13 protein-coding genes and 9 tRNA genes are annotated in these 13,558 nt (G+C 27.8%); 17 read left to right on the top strand and 5 right to left on the bottom strand.

Translation table 4 applies throughout. The annotated features are described in order from the left end of the window. Window positions 1-945, bottom strand: a complete 945-nt coding sequence (pheS, locus tag EXC36_RS01655) for a phenylalanine--tRNA ligase subunit alpha (RefSeq protein WP_129690163.1) — start codon at window positions 943-945, stop codon at window positions 1-3. A gap of 27 nt (window positions 946-972) precedes the next feature. Further along, a complete protein-coding gene (locus EXC36_RS01660; protein ID WP_010925153.1) occupies window positions 973-1,686 on the bottom strand; it encodes a hypothetical protein in 714 nt (237 codons plus the stop codon). Between the two features lie 261 nt (window positions 1,687-1,947). On the opposite strand from EXC36_RS01660, the gene secG reads away from it, so the two are divergent. The 16 genes from secG (at window position 1,948) to EXC36_RS01740 (ending at window position 9,298) form a co-directional block, all read left to right on the top strand. Continuing rightward, window positions 1,948-2,193 (top strand): preprotein translocase subunit SecG, encoded by a 246-nt coding sequence (gene secG, locus EXC36_RS01665; RefSeq protein ID WP_129690165.1) that lies wholly within the window; start codon window positions 1,948-1,950, stop codon window positions 2,191-2,193. Further along, window positions 2,193-4,370: a ribonuclease R gene (gene rnr / locus EXC36_RS01670; protein WP_129690167.1), complete on the top strand. Its 2,178-nt coding sequence runs from the start codon at window positions 2,193-2,195 to the stop codon at window positions 4,368-4,370. Before secG ends, rnr begins: the two co-directional genes overlap by 1 nt. Beyond that, on the top strand, window positions 4,345-4,782 hold the full coding sequence (gene smpB / locus EXC36_RS01675) for an SsrA-binding protein (RefSeq protein WP_010925156.1): 438 nt from the start codon (window positions 4,345-4,347) through the stop codon (window positions 4,780-4,782). Before rnr ends, smpB begins: the two co-directional genes overlap by 26 nt. A 32-nt stretch (window positions 4,783-4,814) precedes the next feature. Then, the gene (gene obgE, locus EXC36_RS01680) at window positions 4,815-6,071 is read left to right on the top strand and encodes a GTPase ObgE (protein WP_129690169.1); all 1,257 of its coding nucleotides are present in this window, start codon (window positions 4,815-4,817) and stop codon (window positions 6,069-6,071) included. Between the two features lie 104 nt (window positions 6,072-6,175). After that, a tRNA-Pro gene (locus tag EXC36_RS01685) sits at window positions 6,176-6,252 on the top strand. 6 nt (window positions 6,253-6,258) lie between these two features. Beyond that, window positions 6,259-6,335: transfer RNA gene (locus EXC36_RS01690), tRNA-Ala, on the top strand. 1 nt (window position 6,336) lies between these two features. Further along, window positions 6,337-6,413: transfer RNA gene (locus EXC36_RS01695), tRNA-Met, on the top strand. 36 nt (window positions 6,414-6,449) lie between these two features. After that, window positions 6,450-6,525: transfer RNA gene (locus tag EXC36_RS01700), tRNA-Ile, on the top strand. A 1-nt stretch (window position 6,526) separates the two neighbouring features. Continuing rightward, window positions 6,527-6,619: transfer RNA gene (locus EXC36_RS01705), tRNA-Ser, on the top strand. 46 nt (window positions 6,620-6,665) lie between these two features. Then, window positions 6,666-6,741 (top strand) — tRNA-Met (locus EXC36_RS01710). A gap of 3 nt (window positions 6,742-6,744) precedes the next feature. Continuing rightward, a tRNA-Asp gene (locus EXC36_RS01715) sits at window positions 6,745-6,821 on the top strand. Window positions 6,822-6,825: 4 nt separating this feature from the next. Further along, window positions 6,826-6,901, top strand: a tRNA-Phe gene (locus EXC36_RS01720). A 252-nt stretch (window positions 6,902-7,153) separates the two neighbouring features. Then, window positions 7,154-7,507: an MG284/MPN403 family protein gene (locus EXC36_RS01725; RefSeq protein WP_010925159.1), complete on the top strand. Its 354-nt coding sequence runs from the start codon at window positions 7,154-7,156 to the stop codon at window positions 7,505-7,507. Then, the gene (locus tag EXC36_RS01730; RefSeq protein ID WP_010925160.1) at window positions 7,500-8,633 is read left to right on the top strand and encodes an MHO_1580 family protein; all 1,134 of its coding nucleotides are present in this window, start codon (window positions 7,500-7,502) and stop codon (window positions 8,631-8,633) included. Before EXC36_RS01725 ends, EXC36_RS01730 begins: the two co-directional genes overlap by 8 nt. After that, complete coding sequence (locus tag EXC36_RS01735) at window positions 8,617-9,057, top strand: MHO_1590 family protein (RefSeq protein ID WP_010925161.1); 441 nt, start codon at window positions 8,617-8,619, stop codon at window positions 9,055-9,057. Before EXC36_RS01730 ends, EXC36_RS01735 begins: the two co-directional genes overlap by 17 nt. A gap of 19 nt (window positions 9,058-9,076) precedes the next feature. Next, the gene (locus EXC36_RS01740; protein WP_010925162.1) at window positions 9,077-9,298 is read left to right on the top strand and encodes a phosphopantetheine-binding protein; all 222 of its coding nucleotides are present in this window, start codon (window positions 9,077-9,079) and stop codon (window positions 9,296-9,298) included. A gap of 59 nt (window positions 9,299-9,357) precedes the next feature. On the opposite strand, the gene EXC36_RS01745 is transcribed toward EXC36_RS01740, so the two are convergent. Continuing rightward, window positions 9,358-10,224, bottom strand: coding sequence for a DegV family protein (locus EXC36_RS01745; RefSeq protein WP_129690171.1), 867 nt, complete (start codon window positions 10,222-10,224; stop codon window positions 9,358-9,360). 65 nt (window positions 10,225-10,289) lie between these two features. Between EXC36_RS01745 and EXC36_RS01750 the strand changes: the two genes are divergently transcribed. Further along, a tRNA-Trp gene (locus EXC36_RS01750) sits at window positions 10,290-10,364 on the top strand. Window positions 10,365-11,023: 659 nt separating this feature from the next. On the opposite strand, the gene EXC36_RS01755 is transcribed toward EXC36_RS01750, so the two are convergent. Together EXC36_RS01755 and EXC36_RS01760 are read right to left on the bottom strand one after the other, a co-directional pair. Continuing rightward, complete coding sequence (locus EXC36_RS01755; RefSeq protein WP_165152511.1) at window positions 11,024-11,866, bottom strand: class II fructose-bisphosphate aldolase; 843 nt, start codon at window positions 11,864-11,866, stop codon at window positions 11,024-11,026. Further along, window positions 11,850-13,556, bottom strand: a complete 1,707-nt coding sequence (locus EXC36_RS01760) for a PTS transporter subunit EIIC (RefSeq protein WP_129690175.1) — start codon at window positions 13,554-13,556, stop codon at window positions 11,850-11,852. Before EXC36_RS01760 ends, EXC36_RS01755 begins: the two co-directional genes overlap by 17 nt. Window positions 13,557-13,558 lie beyond the last annotated feature (2 nt).

A 13,558-nucleotide genomic window follows, 5' to 3' on the forward strand; every position in this document is an offset into this window, starting at 1 on the left:
CTATTTAAATTGTCTTAAAAATCGTAGATCATTTCGATATAAATCACGAATGTCACTAATGTTGTATTTAATCATAGCAATTCTTTCAAGACCTATTCCAGCTGCAAAACCCACCATCTCATTTGTATAGCCAGCTGCTTTTAAAACACTAGGATGAATCATGCCAGCTCCTAAAACTTCTATTCATTTATTGTTGTAAAAAATATCAACTTCAACAGAGGGTTCTGTAAAAGGAAAGAAGCTTGGTCTAAGTCTAATTTCAACTTCTTTTTCAAAAACATATGAAAGAGATGATTTGAGAGTTCAAATTAAATTATTAAAAGTTACATTTCCAACACTTATAAAATCGATTTGACTAAACTGATGAGAATGAGTTGCATCATCTTCATCATTTCGATAAACTTTACCAATTACAAAATTAGAAAAAGCTTTATTTTTATTTCTTTCAAGCTCACGAGCTGAAACTCCAGTGTTATGAGTTCTTAGTAAAAGATTTTTATTAATATATAAAGAATCTTGCATATCTCTAGCTGGATGGTCAAATGCTATGTTAAGACGTTCAAAGTTATATTCATCACTTTCAATTTCACTTGCCAAAGTTGAGTAATAACCATTTTGTAAAAATCAAGATCTAAATCTTTTTTCAACTAAGCTTATTGGATGATTAGAGCTTTCAATTGAACTAAACAAAAATGGATCTTCATTAAAAGAGTCATTTCTTTTTTTAATATTATAGCTTTTAATATTTTCATTAATTTCTTCAAAGATCTTTTCATATTTTTGTTTTAGATCATTAAGCTCTTGGCCTAAAATTTTTTTTTGATCAACTGGAGCTTTTTTTATTTGTTCTTGTTTTTTTGCAAGCTCTCCATCTTTGCCATAGATTTTAAATTTATATTGTTTTAACTCTTCAAGAGTTTTTATATTTTGATAGTCTTTTTCCATTTAAAATTCCTTTTATAGTTAATGTTATTAGATTTTTGAAAATTCAAAACTAATAACATTGAAATTTTTATTATTTCCATCTATTATTCAACTTCTTTGCATAATATTTTTATTAAATTTTTGAGCCAGTTCTAAATTTAAAATATTCTCATTTAATTTAAGATAAACTCATGAAGATTTAATCTTTATTTTAAAGCTTTCAAAATAAATAATTAAATAATCATCTATTTCTTTATTTTGCTCTTTTGACTCTTTTAAATTTGCATTTATTTCACTGTGATTTTTGTCAAAAATTTTAATTTCCTTAAAATTGTTTAGATCAATTTCAAGGCCTATTCCATAGTAGCTTTTTAAATTACTATTGATGCGAGCACTAATTGAAAAAAGATTTTTTTCTTTTTCAAAAACATAGTTTTGTCTAACTTCAATTGATTGAGAATTTTTGAAATTTCCATTGGCAAATAAAAAAGTTTTTTTTGATTTTTTTTCGTAGATAAACTTAAAAACCTCAGGAAAAATAAGAGCATCTTCTTGATTGACTTCAACTATGCTTTTGGAAAATAAACTTTTTAAAACTGGAACTTTACAAGGATAAAAAGTTATTGAATTAATTAACTTTTGTCCTTCATAAAAAAGACTTTGGATTTTCAAAGGATTTAAAACATTAAATTTAAAGTTACTATCTTCAAAATTGCCATCAAAAATTTTTGTTTTTTTCTTAAAAAAGTTACTTCATCACATAGAGTTAATATTATATGAGCTTTTTGTTTTTGAAATTAAAAACTCACCTTGATTTACATATTTGAAAAAGACATAACTTTTTTAGGTTTTTTAATTACTAGCAAAATTTTTCTAAGCTTTTAAAGTTAAAGATCTCTAGTTAGACTTTAAGTGATATATAGAAAATTTATTGATTAGATTTTCACATTTTTAAATCTAAAATTTGTTAAAATGTAGATCATAGTGTTTTTCAAGGTTTTGTTTTTTAATGAAAGGGGATAAATGTCAGCAATTGCTATAGTAGTGCTAGTTTTTTTAGTAATTTGTTCATTATTAATAATTATTTTATCCCTAATTACCTCTACTGATTCAAATGGTTTTTCAGGGGCTTTAGTTGGTTCTGGTGATCTAGAGCTTTTTAAATTTTCTAAGGAAAGAGGGTTTAAAAAATTTAGTAAATATGCCATGTTTGTTTTAGGATTTTTTGTAATAATTTTGGCTATTTTATTAAAAGTTTTACTACAATAATGAAAAATTTAGTTCTACAAAATTTAAAGTCAAACAAAGCATATTCTTTTTTAGAAATAGCTAGAATTAATAAAATAAATCCAAATTTTAATTCACAACTTTCAAAGGCTCTTTTTAGTTTATTAGATCAAGGTTTAATTGTAAAAAATAACGATGGAAATTTTATAAAAGTTAATGAAATAAAAAAAATTCAAGGAATTTTTAAACAATCTAATCGTAATTTTGCTTTTATTGAAACTGCTGATGAGCAATCTTATTTTGTTGCAAAAGCTCATTTTAATGGTGCTATTAACTCCTTTGAAGTTGAAGCAATTGTTTATGAAAGTCCCTTTGAAAAAGATAAAAAATATGCAGTTGTTAAAAAGATTTTAAAAAACACTCATCCTGAAATTATTGGTTTTATCAAAATTTCAAATGGCATAAAATATTTCAATGCTTTTGAAGAGAGTTTTAGAAGTTATAAATTTTTTGTTGATCAAAACATTGATGTTGAAGAAGATGATGTTATTTTGGTTGTAGTTGAAAAAATTGTTGATCAAAAAATTTATGTCAATTTTGTAAAAAAAGTTTCGACTCTAAAGTCAAATTTTTATCAAATCGACATTGTTTTAGAAAAATCAAAAACAATAATTGACTTTCCCGAAGATGTCTTAGATGAGTTTGCTTTAATTGAAGATCATGTAATTGAAAAAGACTATCAAAATAGAAAAGATCTTAGAGACAAATTAATTATTACAATTGATGGAGAAGATACCAAAGACTTTGATGATGCCATTTATGTTGAAAAAAATAAAGACCATTTTCTTCTTTCAGTTCACATAGCTGATGTAGCTCATTATGTAAAGGAAAACTCAGCCATTGATAAAGAAGCTCTTAGAAGAGCAACTTCAATTTATCTTCCGCACATGGTAATTCCAATGCTTCCTGAAAAACTTTCAAATGGAATATGTTCTTTAAATCCAGGAGTTGATCGATTAGTTATGTCAATTGATATTTTTATTGACTTTCAAGGAAATACCATCAAAACTGAGCTCTATGAAGGGATAATTAATTCAAAACATCGACTAACTTATAACCAGGTCAATGATTTTTACAATAATAAAATAAAGCTTGATCCAAATTTAGAAAAAATGTTAAATGACTCTCTTGAGCTTTCAAAAATTCTCGAAAATTACAAAAAAGATGAAGGTTATATTAACCTAGAAATTGAAGAGTCAAAAGTTATCTTAGACAAAGAAGGAAAAACAGTTGGAATTAAAGTTATTCAAAGAGGACTTTCAGAGGTTTTAATAGAAAATTTCATGGTAAGGGCAAATGAAGCTGTTGCTTGAAAAATGAATAAATTAAAACTTCCTTCAATATATAGAGTTCATGACAATCCAAGTATTGAAAGCTTAGTGCTTTTTGAAAAAACCCTAAAAACTTTAGGAATTGATTTTGACACTCCTAAAATAACAAGTCCAAAAGCTTTTTCTGATTCTTTTGAAAAAATTAAACAAAACTATCAAATTGATAATTTTGTTAAATTAATGGTTTTAAGAACCATGGAAAAAGCCATTTATTCAGATAAAAACATAGGTCACTTTGGACTTGCCTCTTCTTACTATAGTCATTTTACTAGTCCAATTAGAAGATATCCTGATTTACAACTTCATCGATTAATTAAGCAAATGGTTTTTGACAAAAGCAATTTAAAAGAGAAAAAAAATCATTTTTCTTTAATCCTATCAGATGTTTCTGTTCAGTCTTCTAAAAAGGAAGTAGAAGCCGTTAGCATTGAAAGACAAATCAATGACATCAAAAAAGCTGAGTATTATGAATCAAAAATTGGCAAGAGTCTAAAAGCTCAAATTGTTTCAATTTTAAGTTTTGGAATGTTTGTTGAATTTGAAGATAAAGTCAGTGGTCTAATTCATATTTCCAACCTTTTAGGTGAGGATTTTCAAGTCTCAGAAGATGGGCTTTTAATTAGTTCTAATAAAACTAAATATAAATTAGGTCAAGAAATTGATGTAGTTGTTGTTAAAGTTGATAAAAATCTTGGTAAAGTAGATGTGGTTTTAGAAAAAGACTATCAGGAATATTTAAAAAAAGAACAGGCTTTCCAAGCTTTTAAGAAAAATAAATTTACTCAAGATAAAGAAAAACAAAATGGCAAAATTAATTACAAAAAATAAACAAGTTTTTAGAGACTATGAAATTATTGATAAATTAGAAGCTGGAATTGTCCTTCAAGGTTGAGAAGTAAAATCAATAAGAGCTAGTGATGTTAATTTAAAAGGATCATATTGTGTTTTTAAAGCAAATGAGTTATACTTAATCAACTCCTACATAGGTCTTTACATGGCAGTAAAAGGTGATGAAAGACAAAGTAGAAAACTGCTTTTACACAAAAATCAACTTAGAAGATTAAAACAAAAAGTTGAAAGTCAATCACTTAGCATTGTGCCTTTGAGTCTTTATTGAAACAAAAAATCTAAAGTCAAAGCAGAAATAGCCCTTGTTAGAGGACTAAAAAAACATGACAAAAGAGAAAAACTCAAAAAAGAAGAAACTAACAAAAAACTTAAAAAACTCATCTCTTATTAAAAAAGATTTTAATTAATATAGAAAGGTCTAACGTGAAATTTATTGATGAAATTACTTTAAATGTCAAAGCCGGAAAAGGTGGAGATGGCATGATTGCCTTTAGAAGAGAAGCTCACGTAGACAGAGGAGGGCCCTCTGGAGGAGATGGGGGAAATGGTGGAAACATCTATTTTGTTGGAGATCTTGGAAAAAATACCCTTCTTCATTTATATTTACAAAAAAGCATTGTTGGTAATAATGGAGTAAATGGAGGAAGAAAAAATCTTTATGGCGCAGCTGGTGAGGACAAATTTATTAAAGTACCAGTGGGCACTGTTGTTTATGAAGGACAAAAAGTTATAGCCGATATTGTTGAAGAAAAACCTTATTTAATTGCCAAAGGAGGCCGTGGAGGTAGGGGAAATACTAAATTTAAAACAGCTAAAAATAAAGCCCCTCGCATCTCTGAAAATGGTCTTCCTGGTGAGTCTAAAAAATTAACTCTAGTTTTAAAAGTACTAGCCGATGTTGGTTTTGTAGGAAAGCCTTCAGCTGGAAAATCAACTTTGCTTTCAGTTATTTCCAATGCAAAACCAACAATAGCAGATTATGACTTTACAACGCTAGTTCCTCAATTAGGGCTTGTAAAATACTTTGATAACTCCTTTGTAGTAGCTGATCTTCCTGGATTAATTAAAGGAGCACATCAAGGAAAAGGACTTGGAATAAGATTTTTAAAACACATTGAAAGATGTAAAGTAATAGCTAATGTCATTGATTTTGGAGATGAAAATAAAAATCCTCTTCAAGACTATCAAGAAATTAGAAATGAACTTAAGCTTTATAATTTAAATTTAGAAGAAAAAGATGAAGTAATTGTAGCTAATAAAAAAGATCAAGAGTGTTTTGAAAAAAAACTAGAAGAATTTTCAAAACACTATCCAAATAAAAAAATAATTGCCATCTCAGCTCTAAAACAAGAAAATCTAGATAAGTTAAAAGAGGCTTTGTGACAAAGTGTTAAAAACACCAAAGACATTGTTTTTGAGCTCTCTGAAGATGAAGAAGTCTTTATTAATTTTGAAGCTGATTTTAATGTAGTTCATCTTGGAGAGGGCCAATATTTAGTTGAAGGGCCTAAAATTCATCATTTTTACCAAAGAATTCCTTTAAATACTCATGACAACTTGATGCGTTTTAACTTAATTTTAAAAAAAATGGGAGTTTGAGATGAACTGATTAAACAAGGAATTCAAATAGGAGATAGTGTAAAAATTTACGATTATGAGTTTGTTTGAGGCAATGAATAATACCCATTTTTTTGCTTAAAAAAATAATATAAAAAATATGTTATTTTTTAAAATATTGTATATAATACTAAATGCTTAATTCATCAAAAAGAAATGGGCAAAGTGGAGAAGTAGCTCAGCTTGGTAGAGCACTTGGTTTGGGACCAAGTGGTCGCAGGTTCAAATCCTGTCTTCTTCACCATTTTGTGGGGGGGTAGCTCACCTGGCTAGAGCGCCTGCCTTGCACGCAGGAGGTAGAGGGTTCGACTCCCTTCCTCTCCACCATGGCGCTGTAGCTTAGTTGGTTAGAGCATCCGGTTCATACCCGGAAGGTCAAGGGTTCGACTCCCTTTGGCGCCACCATTATATGGAACACCTAGCTGAAGCTGGTGAATTTAAGGACCTATAACTCAATGGTTAGAGTACCCGGCTCATAACCGGTAGGTTGCTGGTTCAAGTCCAGCTGGGTCCACCAAGGGCAATTACCCAAGTCTGGCTGAAGGGAGTAGTCTTGAAAACTACCAGGGGCTTCACCGCCCGCGGGGGTTCAAATCCCTCATTGCCCGCCATATGAGTTCTCTTGTTAATCTCTTTGAGTTCTCACCAATTTTTTATAGCGGAGTGGAGCAGTTGGCAGCTCGTCGGGCTCATAATCCGAAGGTCGTAGGTTCGAATCCTACCTCCGCAACCATAAGGTCCAGTGGTAAAGTGGTTGACTACGCCTCCCTGTCACGGAGGAGATCGCGGGTTCGATTCCCGTCTGGACCGCCATAAAGGCTCTGTAGCTCAGTAGGTAGAGCAACGGATTGAAGCTCCGTGTGTCGCTGGTTCGATTCCTGCCGGAGCCACCATTTGACAATTGTCATCTAATAAACATGGAAAAATTACCATATATAAAATTAAAAAAATATCTTAAATTTTTCCAAAAATATCTTTGTTATAAATTTAACTTCATAGTTAAATTTTTTTTCTATTTTTTATAAAAACAAGCATATTTTTATAAAAAATATATATAAAAATCCTAAATTTGTTTTATTTATAAAGATTTTTTGTTTTTTTTACTATATATATGTAGAACAAAAAAATACTAATGGAGGATCATTATGAATAACAAAGAATATTTACTAAAACTTACTTTCAAAGAGAAAAAACAACTTGTACAAAACGCTTGTTTTTTCTATAAAAAAGTAAAGCAAATTAAAACAATAATTAACTTAAAAGCAAGAGGAACCAAAAAAGAGACAAATCCAAAAATAGATGAATATGATGAAATGAATAAGAGCATTTTTGAACACATATTGGAGAATTTAGAGCCTGTTTATTCTTTGATAATTACTAAAGTTTTTTTAGAAAAACCCAAAGAAGAGACTTGATACATGGATTATTTTTCTAAATCTACTTTTTACAAAAGACAACATGAAGCCATTGATGAATTTATAAATATGTTTTATGGTTAATATTCAATACAATGACACTAGTGCTAATTCACAAATAGTCCATCGCTTTGACATTAATGCAACTTATAGCTTTAACTCAAATTATTCTTTGGATGAAAAACTTGGTTTAGAAATTAAAAGATCATTAATAGACAACCACTTTAGTTTAAAAATTTCCTATACACCAGTTGTTTCTAAAAACTTAATTTTTGAAACTCAAATTAACAATAACTTAGTCTCTAGATATGAAAGTGGCAATGTTATAGCAAACAAAACCGGAAATCTTTTTCTTCTAAAAGAGCATCTTAAAGAAAACATTACTAAAGTAAACAAAATAATTGTTGTTGTTAAAGAAAAAAACGAGCTAAATCAAGAAGAGATTATTTTTAAGGGTGACTATTTTATAACTCGCTATGATTATCAAAGAAATTACATCCTTAAGGATAAAAAACTTTCTTTTAAAATTCCTTGAATTATCAGAGTATCAACAACTGGATATAATGTTAAAAACAGAATTGACCACAAACATGAAAGTGACTATTTTAATGTTGAAATTGAAAAGCAACCTATTAATAGATTAGTACATTTTACAAAGCTTTATAAATTAAAGATCTACAATGATAAAAGTGAAAATGTTTTAAATGATTTTCATTTAAGTATGTCTCCACTTGAAAATACTTTAATTTCAAATGAAAAAGATGAAAAATTTAGGCCTATTTTTAATAGAATTTTAAATAACAAAAATCTCGTTGAAGGCTTTATTGAACTAACTAATAATAGTTATTATGATTTTGATAAAAAAGCAACTTTTGTAGGTTCGTCAAAAAATGCTAAAGAAGGTCTTTTAATTCCCTTTAATTTTAAAGGTAGCTTTGATCCAAAAGTTACATTAAAATTTAATGAAGCACTAGAAAATTTAACCCTTAGCTATCATCAATATTTCCCTGATAGGCTTCTTGATAAATATGAAGGAAAAATTAAATTAAATTTTGAAGAAATTTCTTCAAATATTTCAAAACAAATGAAGTTTTTTACTATTAAAAATGGAGATTTTTCAAAAATAATTAACGAAAATTTATCTTTACAAGCACTTGAAAATTTATATTTTAAAGAAGAAAAGGAGATTTTAAATGATTCAGAAAATTAAGCTTTCATTTCAAAAAGTTAAAAATCTTTCTTTAAAACAAAAGATTGTTGTAGCTCTTGTAACAAGTCTTTCTCTAGGGGCTATTGGTCTTGGAGTTTTTTACTTTACAAATAATCACAACACTCAACTAGCAACTAAAGATTCAAATCAAAAAACTGAGCAAAGTAGCATTAGTTTTAATGTCTTTTCACAAATGGATGAAAAAGATTTTTATCAGTCTGTCTACATTGAAGATGGAAAAGCCAAAATTGACAAAGACATAGTAGCTAAAATTGTAAAAGATCAAATTACTCGACTAGGAGTAAGTCATGGTGATTTAAAAGTTGGTTATTTTGTGGAAAATGAAGTTATTTTCTTGGATTTAATTTGAACTTCAAATAACAACCAAAGAGTGCAAAAATCTTTTAAATTGTATCTAAGTTAAAAGTGTATAATAGTAGATTATGGCCATCAAAGAATGAATAATTACACAACTTTCAAAACTAACTAAAAACAAAATTACTGAAGAGAGTTTATTTTCAGAAATCGGAATTGACTCACTTGATTTGGTAGAACATGTCTCTGATTTAGAGCAACACTTTGACATTGAAATTAGTGATGAAGAGCTTTTAAATATTAAAAAAGTTAACGATATTATTGTTTTAATTGAACAAAAAAGTAAATAATTCTAAAAAGTACATATTAAATTAAACATATGTACTTTTTATTATTTAATAAGCTTAGATTAAAAATGCTCAACTATTTGATCAATAACATCTTTGTCCACTTTGACAAGAGAAATGGCAATAGCCCCTAGTCCAGTATGAACACTTATTACTGAAGGAAGAGATAAAATTAAAGGCTTTTTTCCAAATTCATTTAAAAAGTGCTCTTCATAAAAGCTAATATTTGAATTTTGAGCATGCAAAATTACTGGAAAGTAATTTTTTGAATCTTTGCTATATTTGCCACTTAAAGAACTTATTAATTTAGTAAGAGTTTTTTGAAAAGAAATTCCTTTTCCTTCTTTAAGTAACTCACCATTTTCAAATTTAATAATTGGAACAACTTTTAAAACTTTTGCCAAAGCAGCTGCTTTTGGTGAGAGTCTTCCCCCTGCTACTAATGCATCATTGTATTCAGGAATTAATAAAACTTTTTGGCTTTCATCTCAATGAGAGAGCTTTTTTAATTCTTCATCAAAAGATTGGTTTTGGCTAATGGCTTTTTCAAATTTAATTAACTGTACTATTGTTAAAAAAGAAAGGTGTTTAGATTTAACAATATGAATATTTTTGTATTCTCTTGCAATCAAATCAAGATTTTGATATTGACTTGAAAGCTTGTAAGAAATAGGAAAAACCACAACCTTGTCATATTTGCTTGTAATATCATCAAAAAGACTTATAATTTCACCTCTTGATGAAGCAGAAGTTGAAGTTTTTGAATTTTTTTTGAAAATTTCAAAAAAATTTTTATTATCAAGATCTATTCCATCTTTGTAAGTTTTTTCATCAATGTCTATATTTAAGGGTAAAAAATATCATCCTCTTTTGTTGGCTTGCTCTTTTGTCAGGCCTGAAGAGGAATCAATTACAATTGCTATTTTCATAATCTAAATTATTATATATAAATATTATTTTTTAGTTAAAAATAATATATAATACTATTCGTGCTAGGAGTATAGTTCAATGGTAGAACAACGGGCTTCAACCCCGTGTGTTATGGGTTCGAGTCCTGTTACTCCTGCCATTTTTTTTAATTTCAAAAAATATATCTTACTATTTTATTTAATTTGATAAAGCTCTACCTACGGGGCTTTATTTTCTTTTTTTAATTAATTTTATTAGAAGAATTTAGTCTTTTTTAAATAACTAAAGAAACATTAGCTATGCTTAAACAATTAAAAATTAAACAAAGAAGACAAGTTCAAAAAGCCCAAAACATCTACATATATTTTTGACATTAAAAAAGAAAAAAATGAATGTAATTATTGACTTTTGAAATTATATAAACTAACAAGTTTTTTAACTCATTTAATTGACTTAAAATTATTTAATTTAATTTTTATTTTTAAGTTTTTAGATCTAAAATTTTTTTAAAATCTAGCTGATAAAATCAATCTTTATTTTTAGTTACATAAATGAAATTTTTATTTAAAAAAACAAGTTAAATTTAGCTTTATCTAAAGATTAAAAAAAGCTTTTTGATTGAACTAAAATAAGTCTTTATTTTTACAAAAATTAAACCTTTAAAAAAAGCATTTTAAAATTAGAAAAAATGTTCAAACAAAAAAACAACTTTAAGCATAAATAAGATTAAAAATTGATGGAAAAACTAATAAAAAATCTAGGCTTAAAAGACTAACAATTAAAACTAGATTTTTGTTAATATTTAATTTAAAAATTGAACTATTTTTTTGCAAACATATCTAAAAAATAAAGTGTTTTTTCTTTTATTTTTTTGATTGCATATAAGTTAATTTTTCTAATATCTTTTACATTTGGATATTCTTCAAAAAATTCTTTTATAGCACTAATATGAGCTAAATTAAAATCAGTTCCAATATTAATTTTTCTAATACCAAATTTTCATGCTTTGATAATTTCTTTTTTAGAAAGACCACTTGTTCCATGCATAACTAAAACAGTGCAAATTTTACTTTCAACATTTTTTAAAAGATCAAAATCAATCTTTGGATTTTCTTTATAAATTCCATGCAATGTTCCAAAATTAAAAGCTAAAGAATCTGGCTTAACTAAGTTATAAAATTCTAAGATATCTTCAAGTTTTGTTTTTTGATTTTCGTCTTGATTTTCATGAGAGTTTTTTCCAAGAATTTGACCTATTTCAACTTCTAAAAAAGCTTCATATTTTTTGGCCATTTCTTTTGCTTTTAAAGAAGAAAAAACATTGTTTTTAAAATCTAAAAAAGATCCATCAAACATTACTGATTTAAACCCATCTTTTAAAGCTTTTTCTAAGAGATTAAAATCATCACAATGATCTAGATGTAAAACAAAATTTGCCTTTGAATTTTCAAGTGATTTTTTTAGTGACGGAACTATTAAATCATAGCCAAGATTTTTGATTGTGTTTTGACTTATTTGAATAACTAAATCAACTTGTTTTTCTTCAGCTATTTCAATAAAAGATTTTAGTGTTTCTAAATTGACGACATTAAAAGCTAAAATAGCTTTATTTTTTCTTTTGAGCTTTTTGTAAAAGTGATCAACTTTAGTTATTATTGCCACTTTGTTCCTTTTGAGATTTGAGTTTAATTAAATGATCATAAACAAACTGAACATCTGTTCCAATAATAATGTGATAATCTTGATTTCCAAGTCTTACAACTCCTCGAGCACCTAAATTTTTGATGGCACTATCATTTATTTTTTCTGGTGAGTTGTTCTCCAAAATAAATCTTAGTCTAGTAGCACAGTGCTCAATTGTTTTAATATTTTCAAAACCAATAATATCCAAAATATTTTGTGCCATGATCTGGTATTTATCTTCTGTTTTTTCAGAGTTTGTTTTTTGCTTGCCTAAGCTTTTAAAGCCAAAAATATTTTTGTCACCAGCAACTTCTATTCCAAGCTGCTCTTCTCTTCCTGGAGTTGCTATTTTTAGTTTTTTAATTAAGAAGTAAAAACTAAAATAATAAGTTATTCCCATTAAAAGTGCTATTGGTCAAATTCAAAGTGGATTTGCCATAATTCCTAGATGAGATGCAATTTGTCATGATGTTGGAAATGAAACTAAATAATCAATAAAACCAGCTGAAAAACCTATTCCTATTGACATTGAAGTTCAAGTGGTTATCATGTAGAAAAATGAAGTTAAGATTGCATTAAGAACATAAAGCAATGGTGAGACAAAAATAAAAGCAAAAATTAAAGGCTCATTAATTCCTGTAAGTCATGAAACAATTAATGCTCCACCTAAAAAAGTCATGATTTGTTTTCTTTTACTTTTATCACTTGTCATGATCATAGCAAGGGCAGCTCCTGGTAAGCCTCCTAAAAATAATGGAAAAAATCCAGTTGTAAAAACTCCTGAGTCAATAATACCTCTATTAAAGGCAAAAATATCACCGTTAACACTCATTTGTTGACCTTGTAAATTAGGTCCACTTATAGGAAGTTGAAATCATACAAAAGTGTTTAAAATATGGTGAAGACCAAAAGGTTGAACTAAGCGATTAAAAAATGCATAAATTCCACCATAAAATCCTTTTAAAAAGCCATTTGAAGAAGTTAAACCTTGTCCAATTGAAATAAGACCATATTGAAGTCATGGTCAAACGATTGCAAAGATTAAACCAAGAGGAAGAACCATAGCCAATCCAAGCATTGGAACAAATCTTCTTCCACCAAAAAAAGATAGAGCAGGATGTAATTTAACATCTTTATAACGATTGTAAATTAGCGCTGTTAAAACACCAACTACAATTCCACCAAAAACTCCAGCATCTAACTGGTAAGTTGGTTTGTCATTTTTTAAAAAATAAAGAAGCCTCGTTTTGTTTTCGAGCTCTTCTGAAACTAAAACATTTTTTCAAATGTTAGAGGCTAAAAATCCCTCTTTTAAAAGGGTATTTAAACCAAATCAAACAATAAGACCAACTAAAGCTGCCTCTCCTCTGTGATCTTTTGCAAGTCCAAAGGATATACCAACTGCAAAAATTAAAGCTAAATTAGAAAAAACAATATCACCAATTGAAGCTATTATTTTTCCAGTCATTATTTGTGCTTCACTTAGTCCTATTGATCCATTTGCTAGAGGATCTTGAATTAAAGAACCAATTCTTAAAAGAAGTGCAGCAATGGGCAAAACTGCAATTGGAAGCATTAGTGATTTACCAAGAAGCTGCAATGAAGACAAAAGCTTATTAATATGATTTTTAAAATCTCATTTTTTTATAATTTCTTTACTTTTAGTCATAA

Source organism: Mycoplasmopsis pulmonis (assembly GCF_900660575.1).
Classification (GTDB): Bacteria; Bacillota_I; Bacilli_A; order Mycoplasmatales; family Metamycoplasmataceae; genus Mycoplasmopsis_B; species Mycoplasmopsis_B pulmonis.